This window comes from Pseudomonas sp. W2Jun17, from assembly GCF_023127795.1.
GTDB lineage: Bacteria > Pseudomonadota > Gammaproteobacteria > Pseudomonadales > Pseudomonadaceae > Aquipseudomonas > Aquipseudomonas synxantha_A.
On sequence record NZ_SPKO01000038.1, the window covers coordinates 24842 to 47997 of the forward strand.

At 61.4% G+C, this 23156-nt stretch carries 24 protein-coding genes; 17 read left to right on the plus strand and 7 right to left on the minus strand.

Annotated features, from left to right (window positions below):
- Window positions 1-72 precede the first annotated feature (72 nt).
- From E4O98_RS25050 to E4O98_RS25065, 4 genes are all read left to right on the plus strand, one after another.
- Entirely contained in the window at window positions 73-426 is a 354-nt protein-coding gene (locus tag E4O98_RS25050) for a CidA/LrgA family protein (protein ID WP_005791782.1), read from the plus strand.
- Window positions 423-1139: an LrgB family protein gene (locus E4O98_RS25055; RefSeq protein ID WP_005791780.1), complete on the plus strand. Its 717-nt coding sequence runs from the start codon at window positions 423-425 to the stop codon at window positions 1137-1139. Before E4O98_RS25050 ends, E4O98_RS25055 begins: the two co-directional genes overlap by 4 nt.
- A 22-nt stretch (window positions 1140-1161) precedes the next feature.
- The gene (locus E4O98_RS25060) at window positions 1162-1752 is read left to right on the plus strand and encodes an LON peptidase substrate-binding domain-containing protein (RefSeq protein WP_032879285.1); all 591 of its coding nucleotides are present in this window, start codon (window positions 1162-1164) and stop codon (window positions 1750-1752) included.
- A 100-nt stretch (window positions 1753-1852) separates the two neighbouring features.
- Window positions 1853-2068: a hypothetical protein gene (locus E4O98_RS25065; protein ID WP_032881203.1), complete on the plus strand. Its 216-nt coding sequence runs from the start codon at window positions 1853-1855 to the stop codon at window positions 2066-2068.
- On the opposite strand, the gene E4O98_RS25070 is transcribed toward E4O98_RS25065, so the two are convergent.
- Window positions 2062-3378, minus strand: coding sequence for a bifunctional DedA family/phosphatase PAP2 family protein (locus tag E4O98_RS25070; RefSeq protein WP_032879286.1), 1317 nt, complete (start codon window positions 3376-3378; stop codon window positions 2062-2064). The two genes, E4O98_RS25065 and E4O98_RS25070, sit on opposite strands and share 7 nt — an antisense overlap.
- Window positions 3379-3519: 141 nt before the next feature.
- Complete coding sequence (locus E4O98_RS25075; protein WP_223018204.1) at window positions 3520-4203, minus strand: DNA-3-methyladenine glycosylase; 684 nt, start codon at window positions 4201-4203, stop codon at window positions 3520-3522.
- Between the two features lie 174 nt (window positions 4204-4377).
- Between E4O98_RS25075 and E4O98_RS25080 the strand changes: the two genes are divergently transcribed.
- The 13 genes from E4O98_RS25080 (at window position 4378) to E4O98_RS25140 (ending at window position 16859) form a co-directional block, all read left to right on the plus strand.
- Window positions 4378-5643: a glutamate-5-semialdehyde dehydrogenase gene (locus tag E4O98_RS25080; protein ID WP_248136530.1), complete on the plus strand. Its 1266-nt coding sequence runs from the start codon at window positions 4378-4380 to the stop codon at window positions 5641-5643.
- Window positions 5643-6287, plus strand: a complete 645-nt coding sequence (nadD, locus tag E4O98_RS25085; protein WP_032879289.1) for a nicotinate-nucleotide adenylyltransferase — start codon at window positions 5643-5645, stop codon at window positions 6285-6287. Before E4O98_RS25080 ends, nadD begins: the two co-directional genes overlap by 1 nt.
- 66 nt (window positions 6288-6353) lie before the next feature.
- On the plus strand, window positions 6354-6848 hold the full coding sequence (gene rsfS / locus E4O98_RS25090) for a ribosome silencing factor (RefSeq protein ID WP_003176298.1): 495 nt from the start codon (window positions 6354-6356) through the stop codon (window positions 6846-6848).
- Window positions 6849-6857: 9 nt separating this feature from the next.
- The gene (rlmH, locus tag E4O98_RS25095; protein ID WP_003176297.1) at window positions 6858-7325 is read left to right on the plus strand and encodes a 23S rRNA (pseudouridine(1915)-N(3))-methyltransferase RlmH; all 468 of its coding nucleotides are present in this window, start codon (window positions 6858-6860) and stop codon (window positions 7323-7325) included.
- A 15-nt stretch (window positions 7326-7340) separates the two neighbouring features.
- Window positions 7341-9239 carry a penicillin-binding protein 2 gene (gene mrdA, locus E4O98_RS25100; protein WP_032879291.1) on the plus strand — a complete coding sequence of 633 codons (1899 nt, stop codon included), beginning with the start codon at window positions 7341-7343 and terminating at the stop codon, window positions 9237-9239.
- Between the two features lie 31 nt (window positions 9240-9270).
- Window positions 9271-10374 (plus strand): rod shape-determining protein RodA, encoded by a 1104-nt coding sequence (gene rodA, locus E4O98_RS25105; protein ID WP_050549432.1) that lies wholly within the window; start codon window positions 9271-9273, stop codon window positions 10372-10374.
- A gap of 17 nt (window positions 10375-10391) precedes the next feature.
- A complete protein-coding gene (gene mltB / locus E4O98_RS25110; RefSeq protein WP_005791758.1) occupies window positions 10392-11402 on the plus strand; it encodes a lytic murein transglycosylase B in 1011 nt (336 codons plus the stop codon).
- The gene (locus E4O98_RS25115) at window positions 11402-12406 is read left to right on the plus strand and encodes a septal ring lytic transglycosylase RlpA family protein (protein ID WP_103734857.1); all 1005 of its coding nucleotides are present in this window, start codon (window positions 11402-11404) and stop codon (window positions 12404-12406) included. The genes mltB and E4O98_RS25115 overlap by 1 nt, the downstream gene beginning before the upstream one ends.
- A 180-nt stretch (window positions 12407-12586) precedes the next feature.
- Window positions 12587-13744, plus strand: a complete 1158-nt coding sequence (locus E4O98_RS25120) for a D-alanyl-D-alanine carboxypeptidase family protein (RefSeq protein WP_005791754.1) — start codon at window positions 12587-12589, stop codon at window positions 13742-13744.
- A gap of 85 nt (window positions 13745-13829) precedes the next feature.
- Window positions 13830-14111: a DUF493 domain-containing protein gene (locus tag E4O98_RS25125; RefSeq protein WP_005791752.1), complete on the plus strand. Its 282-nt coding sequence runs from the start codon at window positions 13830-13832 to the stop codon at window positions 14109-14111.
- Window positions 14111-14758, plus strand: coding sequence for a lipoyl(octanoyl) transferase LipB (gene lipB, locus E4O98_RS25130; RefSeq protein ID WP_032879294.1), 648 nt, complete (start codon window positions 14111-14113; stop codon window positions 14756-14758). Before E4O98_RS25125 ends, lipB begins: the two co-directional genes overlap by 1 nt.
- 25 nt (window positions 14759-14783) lie before the next feature.
- Window positions 14784-15785 carry a lipoyl synthase gene (gene lipA, locus E4O98_RS25135; RefSeq protein WP_179119850.1) on the plus strand — a complete coding sequence of 334 codons (1002 nt, stop codon included), beginning with the start codon at window positions 14784-14786 and terminating at the stop codon, window positions 15783-15785.
- A 153-nt stretch (window positions 15786-15938) separates the two neighbouring features.
- Entirely contained in the window at window positions 15939-16859 is a 921-nt protein-coding gene (locus E4O98_RS25140) for an LD-carboxypeptidase (protein ID WP_148854013.1), read from the plus strand.
- Between the two features lie 70 nt (window positions 16860-16929).
- Here E4O98_RS25140 and E4O98_RS25145 read toward each other — a convergent pair whose 3' ends face one another.
- The 5 genes from E4O98_RS25145 to leuS form a co-directional block, all read right to left on the minus strand.
- Window positions 16930-18255: a lytic murein transglycosylase gene (locus E4O98_RS25145; protein ID WP_148854014.1), complete on the minus strand. Its 1326-nt coding sequence runs from the start codon at window positions 18253-18255 to the stop codon at window positions 16930-16932.
- Window positions 18256-18317: 62 nt separating this feature from the next.
- Complete coding sequence (gene arfA / locus E4O98_RS25150; RefSeq protein ID WP_003176285.1) at window positions 18318-18482, minus strand: alternative ribosome rescue factor ArfA; 165 nt, start codon at window positions 18480-18482, stop codon at window positions 18318-18320.
- A gap of 214 nt (window positions 18483-18696) precedes the next feature.
- A complete protein-coding gene (gene holA, locus E4O98_RS25155) occupies window positions 18697-19734 on the minus strand; it encodes a DNA polymerase III subunit delta (RefSeq protein ID WP_005791737.1) in 1038 nt (345 codons plus the stop codon).
- Between the two features lie 39 nt (window positions 19735-19773).
- On the minus strand, window positions 19774-20379 hold the full coding sequence (lptE, locus tag E4O98_RS25160; RefSeq protein ID WP_032879303.1) for an LPS assembly lipoprotein LptE: 606 nt from the start codon (window positions 20377-20379) through the stop codon (window positions 19774-19776).
- Between the two features lie 89 nt (window positions 20380-20468).
- Window positions 20469-23075: a leucine--tRNA ligase gene (gene leuS / locus E4O98_RS25165; RefSeq protein ID WP_005791732.1), complete on the minus strand. Its 2607-nt coding sequence runs from the start codon at window positions 23073-23075 to the stop codon at window positions 20469-20471.
- Window positions 23076-23156: the final 81 nt, after the last annotated feature.

Here is a 23156-nt window from a genome sequence, read left to right on the forward strand (position 1 = left end):
TTTTGGCGAATGCCTGGGCATAGGGCGGGCGTGCTTATAATGCGCATGGGCTTTGAGGGGGGAGAGAGCGGGATGTTGTTACGTGGCCTGACTTGGCTGGTGCTGTTTCAATTGATCGGTACGGCGATCAATCATTTGCTGTTGCCGGTACTGCCGGGGCCGATCATCGGGCTGCTGTTGATGCTGGGCTTTCTGGTCTGGCGCGGTGAAGTCGGCGAGCCGCTGAGCCTGGCGGCCGGCAGCCTGTTGCGTTATCTGCCGTTGCTGTTGGTGCCGCCCGCCGTGGGAGTGATGGTCTACGCCAAGGACATTGTCGCGGACTTCTGGGCTATCGTCGGGGCGCTGGTGTTGTCGCTGGTGATCGCCATGGGCTTTGTCGGTGTGCTGATGCAGCAGATGGTCAGGCGCAAGGAGAAGGACCAATGATGCTTGACTGGCAGGGCGCCTGGACGGCGGTCATTCATCATCCGTTGTTCGGCATCGGTATCACCCTGGGCGCCTATCAGTTGGTGCTGGCGGGGTACGAGAAAACCCGCTGGATCTTCCTGCAACCGGTGCTGGTGTCGATGTTGCTGGTGATCGGTGTGTTGCTCGCCTGTGGCCTGAGTTACGCCGAGTACCGCGAAAGCACCGAGATCATGGGGATCCTGCTGGGGCCTGCAACGGTGGCATTGGCGGTACCGCTTTATCTCAACCTGCGGCGGATTCGCCAATTGTTCTGGCCGATTTTTACTACGCTGGTGGTAGGCGGGGTGCTGGCTACCGGCTTGTGTGTGCTGTTGGGGTGGTGGTTCGGTGCCGAACACAGGGTGCTGATGACCATGGCACCCAAGTCGGTGACGTCGCCGATTGCCATGCTGGTCGCCGAACAGATTGGTGGCGTGGCGGCATTGGCGGCAGTGTTTGTACTGATCACCGGGGTGGTCGGCGCGATGATCGGCCCGGCGTATCTGTCGCGCCTGGGCGTGCACAGCCCTGAAGCGCGGGGCATGGCGCTGGGCATGACCGCCCATGCGGTCGGCACCTCGGTGGCCCTGCAGGAAAGCGAAGAGTGCGGCGCCTTTGCGGCGCTGGCCATGAGCCTGATGGGCGTGGCGACGGCGGTGTTTCTTCCGTTGGCCGTGTCGGTAATTGTTTAACCCGGGTTTTAAGGAAACCGTTATGAGTCTGGCGCTGTTCCCACTCAACACTGTGCTGTTCCCAGGCTGCACCCTCGACCTGCAGATATTTGAGGCGCGCTACCTGGACATGATCAGCCGCTGCATGAAAAAGGGCGAAAGCTTTGGTGTGGTGTGCATCTTCAATGACCAGGAAGTGGGCATAGCCCCGGACGGCTACGCGCTGATCGGCTGCGAAGCGTTTATTCGCGACTTCAAACAGCAGGACAATGGCCTGCTGGGGATTCGTGTCGAGGGTGGCCGGCGTTTCCGCGTACTAGACGTCACGGTGCAGAAAGATCAATTGCTGGTGGCCGAGGTTAAATGGTTGGAGGAGATGCCGGATCGGCCTCTGGAAGAAGAGGACGCCGACTTGCTGGCGCTGCTGGAGGCCCTGGCGGAGCACCCGATGGTGGCTTCGCTGGAGATGAACGCCCATGCCGAAAGCCAGCAGGCCCTCGGCAACCAACTGGCGTACCTGCTGCCGTTTACCGACGCCGATAAGGTCGACTTGCTGCGAATTGACGATCCGCAGCAGCGGCTGGATGCCATTCAGATGTTGCTGGATGAATTGCAGGGTGAGTTGTTCACCTGAGATACAGAATTTTCTGCGGTTGCTTTCGGATTTTGCTACGTCATTTCAGGCGCGGCGCCTGCAATATTTTCCGATCACACCATAATGATCGGGGATGACCATGATTCGTCTGACACCATCGGAACAAGTCGCCTGGGACACGTATTTTGTCAGCGTGACCACGCAATTGCTCCAGCAGGACGCCACCCGGGGCGCAGAGTACATCGCAGAGCGCGCCGCCGACATTGCCGACGAGATGCTGCTGGAGCGACGCGAGCGTTGCGTGGAGCGTCGCTCTGCTTCAGTGGACTGGATTGGCCCGGCCAAGGGTCAGTAGGCGTACCTGAGCAATGCATGGGAGGTGCCGGTGAATGCAATGAAGCCGAGCACCGCCACCACCGCCGGCAATACCAGCCACCAGGCTTTTTGCGTCATTGCCGGCAGCGGGCTGCGGTACTGGATCACGGTCAGGCTGAACGCACACACCGTCATGGCCAGTAGCGTGCCTGCGAGGATGTCGCTGGGCCAGTGAGCGCCCAGGTACACCCGCGACAGAGCAATGAATGCGGCGGGTATGCAGCCCAGCAGCATCCAGGTCAGGCGCAACCGCGTGGGTTGGCCGCGACCGGCCAATACCGCGAGCGCCAGGAAGAACGCAAAAGCGCCGGAGGCATGGCCGCTGGGCATACTGAAACTGGTCAACGGGTCGGTCAGAATCTCCGGGCGGCCGCGGGCAAAGAACAGCTTGGTGCCGGTGTTGATCACCGCCGCGCCTGCCAGGGTCGCTCCCACAAACAGCGCGTGGCGCCATTGCCGGGCCACAAACAACAGGGCGGTGAACACGGCGCTGGCGACGAACATTTTCTTGAACTCGCCCAATTGCGTGATCCGCACCATCACCTCATCCAGCCACGGGCTGCGATGCTCCTGCACCAGAGCGCTCAGGCCCTGATCGAAGTCATTGAGATGCGGGTAGCCGATAAACAGCGCGATCAGCAAGGTCAGGCTGGCACAACCGATCCACAACGTTGCGCGACGATGGGCGCGCAGGCTGCTGTTCAAACTCAATCCCAATAGCGCCGCCAGGCACGCCGCGACAATCGCCGCTTCCGGCCAAAAACCTTCCGGCAAGGGCAGGCGGAACGCGGCACCGGCTGCCCAGCCCGGCAGCAGATACGCCACTGACCAACCGGCGGCGGCGATCAGGCTGACGATCGCAAAGCGCGGGAACGGCATGTCGCACATACCGGCGACCATCGGCAGCATGGGGCGCAATGGCCCGATGAAGCGCCCGACCAGCAAGCTGGCGATTCCGTACTTGTGGAAGTAGGTTTCTGCGCCATTCATCCATTCCGGATGATGTCGCAGGCCCGGCAAGCGCCGGATGTTCTGATGGAAATGTCGGCCCAGGTAGTAGGAAACCCCGTCGCCCAATAGACCGCCGAGGAAGCCCAGCAGCAGGGTTTCACTCAGTGACAGCGCACCGCTGCCGGCCAGTGCGGCAATCGCAAACAGCAATACCGTGCCCGGCACGATTAGCCCGGCAATGGCCAGGCACTCCACGCACGCGACAATAAACACCGCGGCTGCCAGCCATTGCGGGTTCAGGGTCAGCCAGCCGGTGATGCTATCGAGCCATTGGCCCATACAATCCACTCCATAATGAGACGGTGAATTTCCACTGTGGGAGCTGGCTTGCCTGCGATGGCTGCGGCATGGTCAGCATGGAAGTTGCCTGGCCCACCGCTATCGCAGGCAAGCCAGCTCCCACATGGGATGTGTCGCCCGTTAGATCAAAAAATAATCGCGGCCTTCGACCTGCCCGCGGCGCAGCGGGTTCCGCGTGCAGTACGGCGCATAGCCGGCATCGACGAAGCGGTACATCAAGTGTTCATCGCGCCCGCTGGGAATGCCCAGCCGGGTGGTCTGGATAATCTGTGTGGGCACCTGGCCCACATCTTCGACATACAGCAGTTCCTGATCGAAGCGCTTGGCGTCCCACATCGGCACTTTCAGGCCCAGTGCCTTGCACAACAGGGTCTGCCCGGCGCACAGCTTCTGCGCCGGGCGCGGGCTGCCGTCGGGGTTGGGGTTGTTCAACAGCATTTGCGCCAGGCTCGCCGGCCCGCAGAGTTCATCGACCCACGGGTAAGCCGACTTGATCAGCACGGCATTCCCCGGGCCGTGGGCGCTGAAGTTCAGGGAATCACCGCCCCTGGCGTAGTACATATAGATATGACCGCCATCCAGAAACAAAGCCTTACGCTTTTCTGTGTAGCCCAGCGACGCATGGCTGCCTTTTTCGGCCACGTAATAGGCTTCGGTTTCAATAATTCGCGCCGAAAGCCAGAGATCACCGACACGATGGCGAATGATTTTCCCCAACAGTTCTTGCGCGAGCAGTTGTGCATCGCGGTCGAAGAAGCCGTCGGGCAGGGCGCTTGCGGGGAGTGGGGCGTTAAGTCCGGGCATGGCGTTCAGGGTTATTACGGCTAAATGTGACGGAATAATAACAACTCTCACCTTAATTACCGCTGAACCCCGGGTTTTTACAGTTCATTTCGACCATCCGCCCCTCACCGCTGTCAGTCGAGCGGCGTCACAGCTATAATCTGCCGCTTTCCTCTTTGCCAAGACTCCCTGACCATGACTGAGTCCGTTCTTGACTACATGACCCGCCTGGGTCGCGCTGCCCGTCAGGCCTCGCGGTTGATCGCCCGTGCGAGCACTGCGCAGAAGAACCGTGCGCTGCTGGCGGCTGCCGATGCTCTGGATGCTTCGCGCTCCGAGTTGACCGCTGCCAATGAACTGGACTTGGCCAACGGTCGCGCCAATGGCCTGGAACCTGCCTTGCTGGATCGCCTGGCACTGACCCCGGCACGTATCGACGACATGATCGAAGGCCTGCGTCAGGTGGCCAAGCTGCCTGACCCCATCGGTGAAATCCGCGACATGCGCTACCTGCCGTCCGGTATCCAGGTCGGCAAGATGCGCGTGCCGCTGGGTGTGATCGGCATCATCTACGAGTCGCGTCCGAACGTGACCATCGACGCCGCGAGCCTGTGCCTGAAGTCGGGCAACGCTACCATCCTGCGAGGCGGCTCCGAGGCGATCAATTCCAACCGTGCTATCGCCGCCTGCATCCAGCAAGGCCTGGCCGTGGCCGAGTTGCCAGCTGAAGTGGTGCAAGTGGTGGAAACCACCGACCGCGCGGCTGTGGGCGCGTTGATCACCATGCCGGAATTCGTCGACGTGATTGTGCCCCGTGGCGGCAAGAGCCTGATCGAGCGCGTCAGCCGGGATGCCAAGGTGCCAGTCATCAAGCATCTGGACGGCGTGTGCCACGTCTTCATCGACATAGCCGCCGACCTCGACAAGGCGATTCGCATTGCCGACAACGCCAAGACCCACCGCTACGCGCCGTGCAACACCATGGAAACCCTGCTGGTGCACGCCGGCATTGCCGAGCGCGTGCTGCCGCCGCTGGCTGCCATCTACCGTGACAAGGGCGTGGAACTGCGTGGCTGCGAGCGTACCTGTGCACTGCTCGGCAGCGATGTGATCGAAGCGACTGAACAAGACTGGTACACCGAATACACGGCGCCGATCCTGTCGATTCGCATCGTCGACGACCTGGATCAGGCCATCGAACACATCAATAAATACGGCTCCAAGCACACCGACGCCATTGTTTCCGAGCATTTCAGCGATGCCCGGCGTTTCCTCAATGAAGTGGACTCCGCTTCGGTGATGATCAACGCCTCGACACGTTTTGCCGACGGCTTCGAGTATGGCCTGGGGGCGGAGATCGGTATCTCCACCGACAAGCTCCATGCACGCGGCCCGGTTGGCCTTGAAGGGCTGACCAGCGAGAAGTACGTAGTGTTCGGCGACGGTCATGTGCGCACTTGATGGCTAAACGCATCGGGCTGCTCGGCGGTACTTTCGACCCCGTGCACATCGGCCATTTGCGCAGTGCCCTGGAAGTCGCCGATGCCCTGGCGCTGGACGAGGTGCGGCTGCTGCCCAATTTTCGGCCGCCGCATCGCGATACGCCGCAGGTGTCAGCGCAACAGCGCCTAGAAATGGTGCAGGTGGCCGTAGAGGGCATACAGCCGTTGATGGTGGACGACCGCGAGCTCAAGCGCGATAAACCGTCCTACACTGTCGACACCCTGGAGCTGATGCGCGCCGAGATGGCCGCAGATGACCAGTTGTTTCTGCTTTTGGGCTGGGACGCATTTTGCGGCCTGCCCTCTTGGCACCGCTGGGAGGAGCTCCTCCAGCATTGCCACATCCTGGTTTTGCAACGCCCGGATGCCGACAGCGAACCGCCGGATGCCTTGCGCAACCTGCTGGCCGCGCGGTCGGTAAGTGACCCCTTGGCCCTGACCGGGCCGAACGGGAATATTGCATTCGTCTGGCAGACCCCGCTTGCGGTGTCCGCCACCCAGATCCGTCAACTGCTGGCCAGCGGTAAGTCGGTACGTTTCCTGGTGCCTGACGCGGTCCTGGCCTACATCGATGCGCACGGGCTTTACCGTGCGTCGAACTGAAAAGGCGCGCTTGAACGCACGAGCCGTGCAGCAAGCGCCCGAACATACGAGCAAAACGAGTTTTATATGACGAACAAAGACGTAAGCAAAGTTAAGCGCAAAGGCACCTTCAAAAGCGCACCGCTGCCGGTTGAAGCCCACGTGGGCCCGGAATTGGCTGGCGAAGAGCTGGTGAAAGTGGCCGTGGCCGCCCTGGAAGACGTTAAGGCCCAGGACATCCAGGTGCTGGACGTACGCGACAAGCAAAGCATCACCGACTTCATGATCATCGCCACCGGTACCTCCAACCGCCAGATCGGCGCGATGCTCGACAAGGTTCGCGAAGCCGTCAAAGCCCAGGGCGTGAAGCCTCTGGGTGAGGAAGGCAAGGGCGACAGCGACTGGGTACTGCTGGACATGGACGATGTGATCGTTCACATGATGACCTCCAACGCCCGCCAGTTCTACGACCTGGAACGTCTGTGGAAAGGCGCCGAGCAGAGCCGTGCCGCCGATGGCAAGCACCACAGCCCGGAAGTGGGCCACGCGCACTTCGACAAGCTCAACAAAGACCAGGAATAAGGAACGGCTGTGCGCCTGCGTCTGATCGCTGTCGGTTCACGCATGCCCAAGTGGGTGGAAGAAGGCTGGCACGAGTATGCCAAGCGTCTGCCCGCTGAGCTGTCGCTTGAACTGGTGGAAATACCGCTCAATACCCGGGGCAAGAACGCCGATGTGGCGCGCTTTATTCGCCAGGAAGGCGAAGCCATGCTGGCCAAGGTCGGCCCCAACGAGCGTATCGTCACTCTCGAAGTGCACGGCAAGCCCTGGAGCACCGAGCAGTTGGCGGTGGAACTGGATCGCTGGCGCCTGGATTCGCGTACGGTCAACTTCATGGTCGGTGGCCCCGAGGGGCTTGCGCCGGAAGTCTGCGCGCGAGCCGATCAGCGCTGGTCGTTGTCGGCGCTGACATTGCCGCACCCGTTGGTAAGGATTCTGATCGGTGAACAGCTGTATCGCGCCTGGACAGTTCTGTCCGGGCACCCTTACCACAAATAGTCTGCGCTGCCCCCGATGACCCAGCCGATCCGCATCAAGGACCACGAGAAAGACGCACGTCTGGTACGCGCGCGGGTGGTGTTCGGTGCGATTTTGGTGGTGGCGTTGATGTGCGTGCTGATTGCGCGTCTGTATTTCCTGCAGGTGATCCAGTACGACTATCACTCCACGCTGTCGGAAAACAACCGGGTGCATGTGCAGCCGATTCCGCCGACCCGTGGGCTGATCTTCGACCGCAATGGCGTGGTGGTCGCGGATAACCGCCCCAGCTTCAGCCTGAGCATGACCCGTGAGCGTTCCGGCGACTGGCAGCAGGTGCTCGATGTGATTGTCGAGGTGCTGCAACTGACGCCGGAAGACCGGGTGATCTTCGAGAAACGCATGAAGCAGGGGCGCCGGCCGTTCGAGCCGGTGCCGATCCTGTTCGAGCTGACCGAAGAGCAGATCGCCCGAATCGCCGTGAACCAGTTCCGTCTGCCGGGTGTGGAAGTGGTGGCGCAGTTGGTGCGCCACTATCCGCAGGGGGCGCACTTTGCCCACTCGGTCGGCTATATGGGGCGGATCAACGAGAAAGAGCTTAAAACCCTCGACCCGGTCAATTACAGCGGCACCCATCATATCGGCAAGACCGGCATCGAGCGTTTCTACGAGCCCGAGCTGCACGGCCAGGTGGGTTACGAAGAAGTCGAGACCAACGCCCGCGGCCGCGTCTTGCGCGTGCTCAAGCGCACCGACCCGATACCGGGCAAGGACATTGTGCTGAGCCTGGACATCAAGTTGCAGGAAGCGGCCGAGATGGCCCTGGGTGGCCGGCGTGGCGCCGTGGTGGCGCTGGACCCGAAAACCGGCGAAGTGCTGGCGATGGTCAGTCAGCCGAGTTTCGACCCCAACCTGTTCGTCACCGGCATCAGCTTCAAGGCCTACGCCGAGCTGCGCGACTCCATCGATCGACCGCTGTTCAACCGCGTATTGCGCGGCCTGTATCCACCGGGTTCGACCATCAAGCCGGCGGTGGCGATCGCCGGCCTGGATTCCGGCGTGGTCACGGCCTCCAGTCGGGTCTATGACCCCGGCTACTACATGCTGCCCAACTATGATCACAAATACCGTAACTGGAACCGCTCCGGTGACGGCTATGTCGACCTGGACACCGCGATCATGCGCTCCAACGACACCTATTTTTACGACCTGGCCCACAAGCTGGGGATCGATCGCCTGTCTGCCTACATGGGCAAGTTCGGCCTCGGTCAGAAAGTCTCTCTGGACATGTTCGAAGAGTCTCCCGGCCTGATGCCGTCGCGGGAATGGAAGCGTGCGACGCGCCGTCAGGCATGGTTCCCGGGTGAAACCCTGATCCTGGGGATCGGCCAGGGCTATATGCAGGCCACGCCGCTGCAACTGGCCCAGGCCACGGCGCTGGTGGCCAATAAAGGCATCTGGAATCGGCCGCACCTGGCCAAGACCATCGAAGGCGAAAAGCCGGTAGACGACAACCCGATTCCCGATATTGTGCTGCGCGACCCGTCGGACTGGGCCAAGGTCAACCACGGCATGCAGCAAGTCATGCACGGCGCACGGGGTACCGCACGCAAGGCGGCAGCCGGCGCGCAATACCGCATCGCCGGCAAGAGTGGTACGGCCCAGGTGGTCGCGATCAAGCAGGGCGAAAAATATGACCGTTCCAAGGTTCAGGAGCGTCACCGCGACCACGCCTTGTTTGTCGGCTTCGCCCCGGCTGACGACCCGAAAATCGTGGTCTCGGTGATGGTCGAGAACGGTGAGTCCGGCTCTGGCGTCGCGGCACCCGTGGTGCGGCAGATCATGGATGCCTGGCTGTTGGCCGAGGATGGCAAGCTCAAGCCCGAATATGGCGGCCCCCCATCAAGCCCCGAGGTTACGGCCCGTGAAGAGTAATTTTGACCGCATCCTCTCCAGCGAGGATGTGATGCGTCGCCGTGCGACGTTGCTGCAACGCATGCACATTGATGGCCCCCTGCTGATCCTGCTGCTGACCTTGGCGGCCGGCAGCCTGTTCGTGCTGTATTCGGCCAGCGGCAAGAACTGGGACCTGCTGATCAAACAGGCGTCCTCGTTTGGCCTGGGCCTGTTGTCGATGGTGGTGATCGCCCAGCTTGAACCACGCTTCATGGCGCGTTGGGTGCCGCTGGGGTATGTCGCCGGCGTGTTGCTGCTGGTGGTGGTGGATGTCATGGGCCATAACGCCATGGGAGCCACGCGCTGGATCAACATTCCCGGGGTGATTCGCTTCCAACCGTCGGAATTCATGAAGATCCTGATGCCGGCCACCATCGCCTGGTACTTGTCCAAGCGCACCTTGCCGCCACAGCTCAAGCACGTGGTGATCAGCCTGCTTCTAATCGGCGTGCCGTTTATTCTGATCGTGCGCCAGCCTGACCTTGGCACCTCATTGCTGATTCTGGCCGGTGGCGCGTTCGTGCTGTTTATGGGGGGCTTGCGCTGGCGCTGGATCCTCAGCGTGCTGGCCGCTGCCGTCCCCGTGGCCGTGGCCATGTGGTTCTTCTTCATGCACGACTATCAGAAGCAACGGATCCTGACGTTCCTCGACCCGGAGAGCGACCCGTTGGGCACCGGCTGGAACATCATCCAGTCCAAGGCGGCCATCGGTTCCGGCGGCGTATTCGGCAAAGGCTGGTTGCTGGGCACCCAGTCCCATCTGGACTTCTTGCCCGAAAGTCATACCGACTTCATCATCGCGGTGATGGGCGAAGAGTTCGGCCTGGTGGGCATTTGCGCCTTATTGTTGATCTATCTGCTGTTGATTGGTCGCGGCCTGGTGATTACCGCCCAGGCGCAGACGCTGTTCGGTAAATTGCTTGCCGGCAGCCTGACCATGACTTTTTTTGTTTACGTTTTCGTCAACATCGGTATGGTCAGTGGCCTGCTGCCGGTGGTTGGGGTGCCGTTGCCATTCATTAGCTACGGCGGAACTTCGCTGGTGACATTGCTGTCAGCGTTTGGGGTTTTGATGTCGATTCATACGCATCGCAAGTGGATCGCACAGGTTTGAATAAGGTGAAGATGTCAATGCAAGTAATGCGCGGCTGGGCGACTCGGCATGCGACCTGGATGGGCCTGATTGGGCTGCTGGGGGCAACGCAAGAGGCGCAGGCCGGTGACTACGATGGTTCACCCCAGGTCGCCGAATTTGTCGGTGAGATGACCCGCGACTACGGTTTTGCTGGCGAGCAACTGATGGGCGTGTTCCGCGAAGCCCAGAAAAAGCAGGCGATCCTCGACGCCATTTCCCGCCCCGCCGAACGCGTGAAGCAGTGGAAGGAATATCGCCCGATGTTCCTTACTGACGCACGTATTGCCCGCGGCGTGGACTTCTGGCGCCAGCATGAAGCCGTCCTGGCCCGCGCCGAGCAGGAATACGGCGTGCCGGCCCAGGTCATCGTCTCGATCATCGGCATTGAAACGTTCTACGGCCGCAATACCGGCAGCTACCGGGTGATCGACGCCTTGTCGACCCTGGGCTTCGATTACCCGCCGCGTGCCGAATTCTTCCGCAAGGAGCTGCGCGAATTCCTGCTGCTGGCCCGCGAAGAACAGGTCGACCCGATGACACTCAAGGGCTCGTACGCCGGCGCGATGGGCTTGCCGCAGTTCATGCCGAGCAGCTTTCGCGCCTATGCGGTGGACTTTGACGGCGACGGCCATATCAATATCTGGAGCAACCCCGACGACGCCATCGGCAGCGTGGCCAGCTACTTCAAGCGTCACGGCTGGGTTGGCGGCGAACCGGTGGTTATCCGCGCCGATGTCACAGGTGAGCGCGCCGATGAAGGCTTGACCCAGGGTATCGAGCCGGTCAAGACCGTCGGGGAGTTGCGAGCGCTGGGCTGGTCGAGTCAGAATGCGCCACGCGACGACATGCCGGTGACGGCATTCCGCCTGGAAGGTGCAAACGGCCCGGAATACTGGATGGGCCTGAAGAATTTCTACGCAATCACGCGTTATAACCGCAGTGTGATGTACGCCATGGCCGTGCATCAGCTGTCAGATGAGCTGGTTCAAGCACGGGGCAACAAGTAATGCGGGTATCGCCGTTCAAAAAACCGCTCAAGCTGGTGGCGTTCGCCGCGTTGTCCTTGCTGGTTGCCAGTTGCTCCACGACCCCTAACCGTGCGCCTGCCAAGAAGGCCGGTGGCACGGTGGTGCGCGCCCAGCCGGGCCTGGACATCAACCGTGCGCACAAAGATGGCGCGCCGTGGTGGGATGTGGATGTCTCGAAAATCCCGGATGCCACGCCGACCCTGCACACCGGCCCCTACAAGGCCAACCCCTACACCGTGCTGGGCAAGAATTACTTCCCGCTGCAGGAATCCAAGACTTACGTGCAGTCCGGCACCGCGTCCTGGTACGGCACCAAGTTTCATGGCCAGAACACCGCCAATGGCGAGGTGTATGACCTGTACGGCATGAGCGCGGCCCACAAGACCCTGCCGTTGCCCAGCTATGTTCGCGTTACCAACCTGGACAACAACCGTACGGTGATCCTGCGGGTCAACGACCGCGGGCCGTTCTATTCGGACCGGATCATCGATTTGTCCTACGCCGCGGCCAAGAAGCTTGGCTACGCCGAAACCGGCACTGCACGGGTGAAAGTCGAGGGCATCGACCCGGCGCAGTATTGGGCCCAGCGTGGCAAGCCGGCGCCGTTGATGCTTAACGAACCGGCAACCCCCCAACCGCAAGTGACGGCCTCGACCGGCAAGATCGAGCAGTGGACGCCGCCGCCGGCGCAACATGCTCCGGATACCGTCGTCGTCCCTCACGCAGCACCGGGCGCCTCGATGGCGGGCGGGCAATACCTTCAGGTCGGCGCTTTCGCCAACCCGGATGCGGCAGAACTGTTAAGGTCCAAGCTCAGCGGTATGGTCAGCGCGCCGGTCTTCATCAGTTCCATCGTGCGTAACCAGCAAACGTTGCACCGTGTACGCATGGGCCCGATCGGTTCGCCAAGTGAAGTGGCGCAAGTGCAGAACAGCGTCCGCCTGGCCAACCTGGGGCAACCCAGCGTGGTCACCGCAGAATAAGTAACGGATTGATGGCTCAGGTGCGCCTGCGCGCTTGAGTCCAGGTTGTTGGCTCGTTGAACAATAAAAACCCAGGGGCAAGGGGTGAGCGGGCAACCGAACACGTGACAGTCTGGAAGCGGGCTGTCTGAATAGTTTTGCCCGCGAGGGCAAGTTTCCATAAGCAATTTCGAGAGACGGATGAACATCACCACCTTAGCCAAACGCACGTGCCTGCTTATCTCGCTGATCATCACCCCGGCCGCCTGGGCGGTTGAAATGGTGCCGGCCTCCCCGCAACTGGCCGCCAAGTCGTGGGTCCTCATGGACGCCGCCAGTGGCAACGTGCTGGTCGAAAACGGCGGTGATGTACGCCTGCCGCCAGCCAGCCTGACCAAGCTGATGACTGCCTATATCGCGACCCTGGAAATCCGTCGCGGCCAGATCGGCGAGAACGATCCGGTCACCGTCAGCGAAAACGCCTGGCGTACCGGTGGTTCGCGGATGTTCATCAAGGTCGGCTCGCAAGTCACCGTCAGTGACCTGTTGCACGGCATCATCATCCAGTCCGGCAACGACGCCAGCGTCGCCCTGGCCGAGCACATCGCCGGCAGCGAAGATGCGTTCGCCGACGTGATGAACAAGACTGCCGCCGACCTGGGCATGACCAACAGCCACTTCATGAACCCGACCGGCCTGCCGAACCCAGAGCACTATTCGTCGGCTCACGACATGGCGATCCTGGCGCGCGCGATCATCCGCGTTGACCCGGTGCACTACGCGATCTACTCCCAGAAGGAGTTCTTCTGGAACAACATCAAGCAGCCTAACCGCAACCTGCTGCTGTGGCGCGACAAGACCGTCGACGGCCTGAAAACCGGCCACACCGACGAAGCCGGCTACTGCATGGTGTCGTCCGCTGTGCGTGATGGTCAGCGCCTGATCGCTGTGGTATTCGGCACCAACAGCGAACAGGCCCGTGCGGCCGAGACGCAAAAACTGCTGACCTACGGCTTCCGCTTCTTCGAAACCCAGACCTTCTACCAGAAGGGTGCCGAGCTGGCGACCGCGCCGGTATGGAAGGGCGCCACCTCCCAAGTCAAGGCCGGCCTGGCTGACGACCTGACCCTGACCATGCCTAAAGGCCAGCTGAAAAAGCTCGCCGCCAGCATGACCCTGAACCCGCAATTGGTCGCCCCAATCGCCAAGGGCGACGTGATCGGTAAAGTCGAAGTCAAGCTGGACGACAAGGTGGTGCATAGCGCCGACCTGATCGCACTGGACGCTGTCGAGGAAGGTGGTATCTTCCGCCGCGTATGGGATAGCATCCGTCTATTCTTCTACGGCTTGTTCAACTGATTGTGTGCACCTGCAAAGCCCCGCGTTGATCCAGCGCGGGGCTTTGCCCGTCGCCACGGCTTAGCGCTTACGAGGCTGTTCTGCCATGACCGATAAAGACGTAGAAGTAAAGGCGCCAAAGATCGAATTCCCTGTGACGGATTATCCCGTCAAGGTGATCAGCGATACCGGTGTCGGCCGCAAGGACAAGATTCTCGAAATCGTCAGGAAACACGCGACGATCAACGACAACCGCGTGGACGAGCGTCAAAGCTCCACCGGCAAGTACACCACGATTCAGTTGCACATCGTTGCGACCGATCAGGACCAGCTCTACAACATCAACAGCGAACTGCGGGCCACCGGCTTCGTGCACATGGTGCTGTGATGTCGCACGTTCTGGGCTTTCGCGAGCTCGGCCAGATGGCCTACGAGCCGGTCTGGCATGCCATGCAGCGCTTTACCAACGAGCGCGGCACCTCTGCCCCGGATGAAATCTGGCTGGTGGAACACCCGCCGGTATTCACCCAGGGGCAGGCCGGCAAGGCCGAGCATCTGTTACTTCCGGGTGATATTCCGGTGGTGCAGGTCGACCGGGGTGGCCAAGTGACTTACCATGGCCCAGGGCAATTGGTGGCTTACCTGTTGCTGGATGTGCGCAAGCTGGGTTTTGGCGTGCGCGACCTGGTCAGCCGCATGGAGGCTTGCCTGATCGAGCTGCTGGCCAGTTATGGCGTGACCGCCGCGGCCAAGCCCGATGCACCCGGTGTGTATGTAGACGGCGCGAAAATCGCCTCTCTGGGGCTGCGTATTCGCCACGGTTGTTCCTTTCATGGCCTGGCCTTGAACGTGGACATGGACCTGGCGCCGTTCCGGCGGATCAACCCGTGCGGTTATGCCGGGCTGGCGATGACCCAACTGAGCGATCATGCCACACCGATTAAATTTGCCGAGGTTAGTGCCCGGCTGCGCGCGCAGCTCGTCAAACACCTCGACTATGCAGAGCAGACGACCCTGACGGGCGGAATCGATTGATATGACTACTGATGTTGTGCAAACCATGATCCCGACGCTGGACATCACTGAGCGTCCAGCCCCGGCCCCGCGTGCCAAGGTGGAAGCCGGCGTCAAGCTGCGCGGCGCCGAGAAGGTTGCACGCATCCCGGTCAAGATCATCCCGACCACCGAACTGCCGAAGAAACCCGACTGGATTCGCGTGCGCATCCCGGTTTCGCCGGAAGTCGACCGTATCAAGTCCCTGCTGCGCAAACACAAACTGCACAGCGTATGCGAAGAAGCGTCCTGCCCGAACCTGGGTGAATGCTTCTCTGGCGGCACCGCCACGTTCATGATCATGGGCGACATCTGCACCCGTCGTTGCCCATTCTGCGACGTAGGCCACGGCCGTCCGAAACCTCTGGACGTCAACGAGCCGCAAAGCCTGGCCATCGCCATCGCCGACCTGAAACTCAAGTACGTGGTGATCACGTCGGTCGACCGTGACGACCTGCGCGACGGCGGTGCCCAGCACTTCGCCGACTGCATCCGTGAGATCCGCAAGCTGTCACCCAACGTGATGCTCGAAACCCTGGTGCCGGACTACCGTGGCCGTATGGACGTGGCTCTGGAAATCACCGCCGCCGAGCCGCCGGATGTGTTCAACCACAACCTGGAAACCGTACCGCGCCTGTACAAGGCTGCGCGTCCGGGTTCGGACTACCAGTGGTCGCTGACCCTGCTGCAGAAATTCAAGCAGATGATGCCGCACATCCCGACCAAATCCGGCTTGATGCTGGGCCTGGGCGAGACCGACGAAGAAGTCATCGACGTCATGAAGCGCATGCGCGAACACGACATCGACATGCTGACCCTGGGCCAGTACCTGCAACCATCGCGCAGCCACTTGCCGGTGCAGCGTTTCGTGCACCCGGACACCTTCGCCTGGTTCGCCGAGGAAGGTTACAAGATGGGCTTCAAGAACGTGGCGTCGGGCCCGTTGGTGCGTTCTTCGTACCACGCCGACGAGCAGGCCAAGCTGGTCAAGGCGAGCCTGGTTTCGTAAGCCGCCCCCAGAATCAATGTGAAATGCTGGCTTGTGTGGGAGCTGGCTTGCCTGCGATAGCATCACCTCGGTGTCACTGATACACCGAGGCGCTTGCATCGCAGGCAAGCCAGCTCCCACATTTCGTTCTGCGTCATATAGGGAGAACCATAGATGACCGCCGCCGTACCTGCACTGCGCCCCGAAGGCACCATCGGCCTGATCGCCCCCGCTGGCCCTGCCGCGCTGGATGTTGAAAAAGCCGGGCAATGGATGCGTGCCCGCGGTTACGACCTGCGCATTTACCCCGGTGTATACGAGCGCGACGGCTACCTGGCCGGCAGCGATGAAGTGCGTCTGCGCGATTTGCATGCCGCCTTCGCCAATCCCGACGTCGATGCCATCTTCTGCCTGCGCGGCGGCTACGGCACGCCGCGCTTGCTCGACGCGCTGGACTACGACCTGCTGCGCGCCCACCCCAAACCATTCGTGGGTTACAGCGATATCACCGCCTTGCACTTGGCGATCAACCGTTACGCCGGCTTTGTCACATTCCACGGGCCGATGCTCAATGCCGACCTGCTGGGCGACAAGCAACAGCCAACCGAATCCTCCCTGTTCAGCCTGCTGCGTGGCCAACTGGGCGCCGGCAGTGTGCTTGCGCACCCGGTGGCCTACCCATTGACCACGATCGAGCCAGGCATTGCCTGTGGGCGCTTGCTGGGCGGTAATCTGTCGATGATTGCTGCAACAATGGGCACGCCGTATGAGATAGACGCCGAAGGCATCATCCTGTTTATCGAGGACGTCAACGAGCCGCTTTATCGTATCGACCGCCTGCTGACTCACCTGCGCCTGGCCGGCAAGCTGGCCCAGGTCGCCGGTGTGCTGGTAGGGGATGTGGCGGGTGTGGATAACGGTGCGCTGGAGCGGTTGCTGAAGCAGACCTTCGAACCCCTGTGCGTTCCGGTGCTGGCCGGCTGGCGCAGTGGGCATTGCGACCCCAACCTGACGTTGCCGATGGGTGCTTTGGTGCGCTTGGATGCGGGGGAGCGGCGGGTGGTGTTGGAGCAGGATGTAGTGTTCAACCCCTGAGTTTTTTACAGTCTGCTAAACCGCCATCGGGGGGGCTTGCCCCCGATGGCGGTAGTTGCCCTAAGCAGATCTATCGGTCCTGCAGTGATTCCAGCAACTTCACCGTCGGATACCCATCCGCCGGCCAGCCCAACGCCTGCTGCGCCGCGCGAATCGCCTTGCGCGTATTGGCGCCGATAATCCCATCCGGGTTACCGGCGTCATAGCCTTTGGCGCTGAGTGCCGTTTGCAGGTCGATACGCTGGGAGCGGCTCAGCGGCAGCTCATCTTTGGGCCAACTGCCACGAATCACACCGCCGCCGCCAAATCGCTCCGACAATAGGCCAACCGCCAGCGCATAGGACGACGAATTGTTGTACTTGAGGATTGCGCGGAAGTTATCCAATACCAGGAATGCCGGGCCACGGTAGCCAGCCGGTAACAGCAGGGCGGCGGACAACTGGTCGACATTGGCCGGCAGGCTCACGCCAGGGGGGAGTTGGATGCCCAGTTGCAGCCATTGCGCCACGGTCTTGCGCACGCCGCCATCGGCCAGGCTGTAGTCGAAGCCCGACGGCAGCGGCTGCACTTCAACGCCCCATGGCTGGCCTTTCTGCCACCCGGAGCTTTGCAGGTAATGCGCCGTGGAGGCGAGGGCGTCGGACGGGCTGTTCCAGATATCGCGACGACCATCACCGTCAAAGTCCACCGCATGGGTGTTATAGGTGGTCGGGATAAACTGCGTCTGGCCCATCGCACCAGCCCAGGAACCTTTCATCTGGTCGGCCTGAATATCACCATGCTGGATGATCTGCAGCGCTGCCAGCAGCTGCGCCTGGGCAAAGGCCGGGCGACGGCCTTCATAGGCCAGGGTGGCCAGGGAGCGGATCACCGAATTATTGCCCTGGAACGCGCCGAAGTTGCTCTCCATGCCCCACACCGAGACCAGTGCCTGGCGGTCGACGCCATAGCGCTGTTCGATGCTTTGCAGAATATCGGCGTACTTGACCAGCAGCGCCTGACCATTGCGCACGCGCACCGGTGACAGGGCGCCGTCGAGGTATTCCCACACCGGGCGGGAAAATTCCGGTTGGCTTCGGTCGGCGCGAATCACCGCCATATCAGGGGTGACGCCGGCAAAAGCGTTATCGAACACAGCCGCAGTGATCCCGGCTTGCAGCGCTTGCGCACGGAAGCCAGCCTGCCATTCGGCAAAGGTCTGGGTCGGTTGGATATCAAGATTATCCACTGCCAAGGGGGCAACCACAGCCGGTGCGATAGCCGGTGCCGTCTGGAGCTTGGGCAGGGGCTGAGCGTCCGCGGCGGTAGGTTTTTCCGCGCAGGCGACAAGCAGAATGAGGCTGGAGGCAGCGATCAATTGGCGTAGGTGCCAACGACGAGAAAGACTAGAGGGCATGCACAGGTCCAGGGGGTTACAAATCAGGTACAGACCTTATCATGCCAGAGGGGCGCTTGCCTTCAGGCAGCCAGAAAGTAAGAAGCCTCCCAGCTATTAGACTGGAAGGCTTCGCGGCGGTAGCTGCCTTTGCCCTTGCCGGCGCGTTCCTGACGGCTGCGGAACAGTGGCTGGGCGATGATGGATTTGGCCTTGTTGGGGCCATGCTTGGATGGCTTTTTGCTCATGGTGTCTAGTCTCTGTGGGTGGTGGGGCGGGCAAATAATCTGCCTAAGTTGAGCGGCTGTAAAGCCCAGCGAAGTGTAGGAAAGGTACGCAGGTGAAATGTGGGAGGGGGCTTGCTCCCGATAGCGGTACATCAGTGAAACATAAATTCCTGACACACTGCCATCGGGAGCAAGCCCCCTCCCACATTGGATCTATGGTGTTTTCAAGAGAGGGTTATTCGGCTGGCAGGGTGAGGCGCTGGCCGGCCATCAATAGCGACAAACGGCTCAGGCTCATCCACGGCGAGCCGGCTGCCTGGCCCTTGATCTGCGCATCGATGCGTTGCGCTTCCAGCAACAGTTGCGCCCAGCGTTGCGCCGAGTGCCGTTGCAGGGCTTTGCTCATCAGCGGTTTGCGCTTGTCCCACACCGGGGGCCTGGCCTGGCTGAAGCATTTGTCCAGGGGTGTGCCCTGGCTGTATTGCAAGGCGATATTCGCCAGTACTCGCAGCTCCCGGGCCAGGGCCCAGAGGATCACCGGCGGTTCCACCCCTTCGCCACGCAAGCCTTCAAGCATACGCAGCGCGTGGGCGGGCTCACCGTTGAGGATCGCATCGACCAGGCCGAACACATCAAAGCGAGCGCTATCGGCCACTGCGCCTTGTACGGTTTCGACGGTGATCTGCCCATCCTCGGCCATCAGCTTGAGCTTTTCGATCTCCTGGGCGGCGGCAAGCAGGTTGCCCTCGACCCGGGCGGCGATCAGCTCCACGGCATCTTGTGTTGCCGCCAGCCCCGATTGTGACAGGCGCTGACGAATCCACTGCGGCAACTGGTTGCTGTCCACAGGCCAGATCTGGATGAACTGGGTTTGCGCACCTTCTACCAGTGCCTTGCCCCACTTGGTTTTCTGCGCGCTGCCGTCGAGCTTGGGCAGGCTGATCAGCAGCACGGTGTCTTCGGCAGGGCGCGAGCAGTACTCCATCAGCGCCGCCGCACCTTTGTCGCCGGGCTTGCCCGAGGGCAGGCGCAGCTCCAGCAGGCGCTTTTCGGCAAACAGCGACATGCTCGCGCCGGCTTGCAGCAGGGTACCCCAGTCGAAACTGGCGTCAGCACTGAACACCTGGCGTTCATCGAAACCTTGCTGGCGCGCGGCAGTGCGGATAGCGTCGGCCGCTTCCTGGCACAGCAGCGGGTCATCACCGCTGACGATATAGACAGGCGCGAGGCCACCTTGCAGGTGTTTGGCGAGTTGGGCGGGGGCGAGTTTCATAGGCAGGGCGAACGGGGCGCCAGGGGCGCCCCGTCTGGCTTACTCGACAGGAACTTCAACAGGCGATTGTTTCGGCGTGTTGTCTTCATACTCTTGCGCGGCTTTCAGGGCATCGGCGTCAGCCTTGGCCTTGTTGTCGGCGGTTTGCTGCAGAGCGGCGAGCTTTTCCGGGGTCAGCATTTGCAGGCGAGTCATCATGCGCTGGATCAGCTCACGACGCATTTCCTTGCGCACCTGGAGGGTCTCGGAGTCCGAACCCACCAGGTTATTGCCATCGTGGCTCACGACTTTCTGCACCTGGATCTTGTCACCCATCAGCGGCAACTGATCGCGACCCTGTACTTCGAAGTAGAGCGCAGTGTTCAACTCCACATCGGACGCACGGCCGGCACTGGCGTAGCTGATATTGCGCTGGGTTTCTTTCTCATCCGTCAGGATCAGTTTGTAGGTCGCGCCGTTGTACACGTGCACGCCGCTGTTCTCCAGGGTCTGGCGCAGCTGGGTGACGGTTTCGCCATAGGCGTTGCGGGCGCTGACGTCGAGTTCCTTGAGCGACAGCTCGTTGGTGCCGGTGCCGCGCAGCTGGAAGCCGCAAGCGCTCAGCAGCACGGCAAGGCCCATAACCAGCAGATTGCGTTTGATCATTTTGTTGCTCCCCTTGAAACCAGGTGGGCCTTATCCAGGCCCTAAAGGTTTAGTTCGGCGCAGGGCCCAAGCCCCGCGCCCGATCCGATTTAGCTGGCGACGATGTTGACCAGTTTGCCGGGCACCACGATCACTTTGCGGATCGTCAAGCCTTCGGTAAAGCGCAGCACGTTTTCGTTGATGCGAGCAGCCGCTTCGACCTCTTCACGGCTGGCACTGGCCGGCATGTCGATCTGGCCGCGCAGTTTACCGTTAACCTGGATGACCAGTTGCAGCGTGTCCTGAACCAGGGCGCTGTCATCCTGTACCGGCCAGGCGGCATCGATGACGGCGCCGCTGTGGCCCAGGCGGTTCCACAGGTCGTGGCTGATATGCGGCGTGATCGGTGCGAGCAGCAGGGTAACCGTTTCCAGGCCCTCGTGAATCAGCGCGCGATCAAGTTCGGTGGCCTGCGGGGCTTTTTCCAGCACGTTCATCAGCGTCATCACCTGGGCGATGGCGGTGTTGAACTTGTGGTTCTGCCCTACGTCCAGGCTCGCTTGGCGGATGGCCAGGTGAGTGCTGCGGCGAATGGCTTTCTGCTCGTCGTTCAAGGCCGCGACGTCCAGCTTGCCCGGCAAGCCCTGGCTGACATGGGCATGGGCCAGGCGCCAGACGCGCTTGAGGAAGCGGTGCGAGCCTTCGACGCCGGAGTCGGACCATTCGGCGCTCATGTCGGGCGGCGAGGCGAACATCATGAACAGACGGCAGGTATCGGCGCCGAATTGGTCGATCATCGACTGTGGGTCGACGCCGTTGTTCTTGGACTTGGCCATCTTCTCGGTGCCACCGATTTCCACCGGCAGGCCGTCGGCTTTCAGTTTGGCGCTGATCACCTTGGCTTTGCTGTCACGCTCAAGTTCGACGTCCGCCGGGTTGAACCAGGTGTAGGCGCCATTGGCTTCGCGACGATAGTAGGTATCGGCGATCACCATGCCCTGGGTCAGCAGGTTCTTGAACGGCTCATCGGAGCTCACCAGGCCTTCGTCGCGCATCAGCTTGTGGAAGAAGCGCGCGTACAGCAGGTGGAGAATGGCGTGTTCGATACCGCCGATGTACTGATCCACCGGCAGCCAATGGTCGGCTGCGGATTTCTCCACCAGGCCACCTTCATAGTGCGGCGAGGCGTAACGGGCGTAGTACCAGGAGGACTCCACGAAGGTGTCCATGGTGTCGGTTTCACGCTTGGCCGGTGCGCCGCATTTCGGGCAGTTGCACTCGTAGAACTCGGGCATGCGCGCCAATGGCGAGCCAGCACCATCTGGCACTACATCTTCAGGCAGCACGACGGGCAGTTGGTCTTCCGGTACCGGTACATCGCCGCAGGTTTGGCAGTGAATGATCGGGATCGGGCAGCCCCAGTAGCGCTGGCGGCTGATCCCCCAGTCGCGCAAGCGGAACTGGGTGCGCGAAGCACCGAGGTTCTTCTTGATCAGCGCGACTTCGATGGCGTCGAAGGCGCCCTGGAAGTCCAGGCCGTCAAATTCGCCGGAGTTGATCAGGGTGCCGTGCTCGCCGTAGGCGTCTTGCCACGGGGCTGGGTTGGTGTCGCCCGAGCTGGTACGTACTACCGACTTGATCGGCAGGCTGTATTTGGTGGCGAATTCGAAATCGCGCTCGTCGTGGGCCGGCACGGCCATGACGGCGCCGTCGCCGTAGTGCATCAGCACATAGTTGGCGACCCATACCGGCAGTTTCTCGCCGGTCAGCGGGTGCTCGACGAACAGGCCGGTCGGCAGGCCTTTTTTCTCCTGGGTGGCGACGTCGGCTTCCGCCACGCTGCCGCCCTTGCATTCGGCGATGAACGCCTGCAGCTCGGGGTTGTTCTGTGCCGCCTGGGTGGCCAGCGGGTGTTCGGCGGCGACCGCGACGTAAGTCGCGCCCATCAGCGTATCCGGACGGGTGGTGAAGACTTTCAGGGCGCCCGCTTCGCCGATGGAATCGACGTTATACGGGAACTGCACTTCCATGCCCTTGGATTTGCCGATCCAGTTGCGCTGCATGGTCTTGACCTGTTCAGGCCAGCCCGGCAGATCGTCGAGGCTCGACAACAGTTCATCCGCGTAGGCGGTGATCTTGAAGTAGTACATCGGGATTTCGCGCTTTTCGATCAGCGCGCCGGAGCGCCAGCCGCGACCGTCGATGACCTGCTCGTTGGCCAGTACGGTCTGGTCGATCGGGTCCCAGTTCACGGTACCGCTCTTTTTGTAGATCACACCTTTTTCGAACAGGCGCGTGAACAGCCATTGTTCCCAACGGTAGTAATCGGGCTTGCAGGTGGTGACCTCGCGGGACCAGTCCACCGCCAGGCCCAGGCTGCGCAGCTGGGTCTTCATGTAGGCGATGTTTTCGTAGGTCCACTTGGCGGGCGCCACGTTGTTTTTCATCGCAGCGTTTTCTGCCGGCATACCGAAGGCGTCCCAACCCATGGGTTGCAGGACGTTTTTGCCGAGCATGCGCTGGTAGCGGGAAATCACGTCGCCGATGGTGTAGTTACGCACGTGCCCCATGTGTAGCTTGCCGCTGGGGTAAGGGAACATCGATAGGCAGTAGTAAGTCTCCTTGCCTGGCTGTTCGCTGACTTCAAAGGACTTTTGCTCGTCCCAGAAGGTTTGTGCGGCATTTTCTATTTCACGGGGCTGATATTGTTCGTGCATGGCTACTTTTGAACTGAATAGGGGTGGCCTAATCCTCTTCGGTGCATAGTCCGGGTTGTTCGACACCAGAAAGTGGCGCGT

Coding starts and splice junctions, on each gene's coding strand:
- E4O98_RS25050 (WP_005791782.1), top strand. CDS start 73: ATGTTGTTACGTGGCCTGACTTGGCTGGTGCTGTTTCAATTGATCGGT.
- E4O98_RS25055 (WP_005791780.1), top strand. CDS start 423: ATGATGCTTGACTGGCAGGGCGCCTGGACGGCGGTCATTCATCATCCG.
- E4O98_RS25060 (WP_032879285.1), top strand. CDS start 1,162: ATGAGTCTGGCGCTGTTCCCACTCAACACTGTGCTGTTCCCAGGCTGC.
- E4O98_RS25065 (WP_032881203.1), top strand. CDS start 1,853: ATGATTCGTCTGACACCATCGGAACAAGTCGCCTGGGACACGTATTTT.
- E4O98_RS25070 (WP_032879286.1), bottom strand. CDS start 3,378: ATGGGCCAATGGCTCGATAGCATCACCGGCTGGCTGACCCTGAACCCG.
- E4O98_RS25075 (WP_223018204.1), bottom strand. CDS start 4,203: ATGCCCGGACTTAACGCCCCACTCCCCGCAAGCGCCCTGCCCGACGGC.
- E4O98_RS25080 (WP_248136530.1), top strand. CDS start 4,378: ATGACTGAGTCCGTTCTTGACTACATGACCCGCCTGGGTCGCGCTGCC.
- nadD (WP_032879289.1), top strand. CDS start 5,643: ATGGCTAAACGCATCGGGCTGCTCGGCGGTACTTTCGACCCCGTGCAC.
- rsfS (WP_003176298.1), top strand. CDS start 6,354: ATGACGAACAAAGACGTAAGCAAAGTTAAGCGCAAAGGCACCTTCAAA.
- mrdA (WP_032879291.1), top strand. CDS start 7,341: ATGACCCAGCCGATCCGCATCAAGGACCACGAGAAAGACGCACGTCTG.
- rodA (WP_050549432.1), top strand. CDS start 9,271: ATGCGTCGCCGTGCGACGTTGCTGCAACGCATGCACATTGATGGCCCC.
- mltB (WP_005791758.1), top strand. CDS start 10,392: ATGCAAGTAATGCGCGGCTGGGCGACTCGGCATGCGACCTGGATGGGC.
- E4O98_RS25115 (WP_103734857.1), top strand. CDS start 11,402: ATGCGGGTATCGCCGTTCAAAAAACCGCTCAAGCTGGTGGCGTTCGCC.
- E4O98_RS25120 (WP_005791754.1), top strand. CDS start 12,587: ATGAACATCACCACCTTAGCCAAACGCACGTGCCTGCTTATCTCGCTG.
- E4O98_RS25125 (WP_005791752.1), top strand. CDS start 13,830: ATGACCGATAAAGACGTAGAAGTAAAGGCGCCAAAGATCGAATTCCCT.
- lipB (WP_032879294.1), top strand. CDS start 14,111: ATGTCGCACGTTCTGGGCTTTCGCGAGCTCGGCCAGATGGCCTACGAG.
- lipA (WP_179119850.1), top strand. CDS start 14,784: ATGATCCCGACGCTGGACATCACTGAGCGTCCAGCCCCGGCCCCGCGT.
- E4O98_RS25140 (WP_148854013.1), top strand. CDS start 15,939: ATGACCGCCGCCGTACCTGCACTGCGCCCCGAAGGCACCATCGGCCTG.
- E4O98_RS25145 (WP_148854014.1), bottom strand. CDS start 18,255: ATGCCCTCTAGTCTTTCTCGTCGTTGGCACCTACGCCAATTGATCGCT.
- arfA (WP_003176285.1), bottom strand. CDS start 18,482: ATGAGCAAAAAGCCATCCAAGCATGGCCCCAACAAGGCCAAATCCATC.
- holA (WP_005791737.1), bottom strand. CDS start 19,734: ATGAAACTCGCCCCCGCCCAACTCGCCAAACACCTGCAAGGTGGCCTC.
- lptE (WP_032879303.1), bottom strand. CDS start 20,379: ATGATCAAACGCAATCTGCTGGTTATGGGCCTTGCCGTGCTGCTGAGC.
- leuS (WP_005791732.1), bottom strand. CDS start 23,075: ATGCACGAACAATATCAGCCCCGTGAAATAGAAAATGCCGCACAAACC.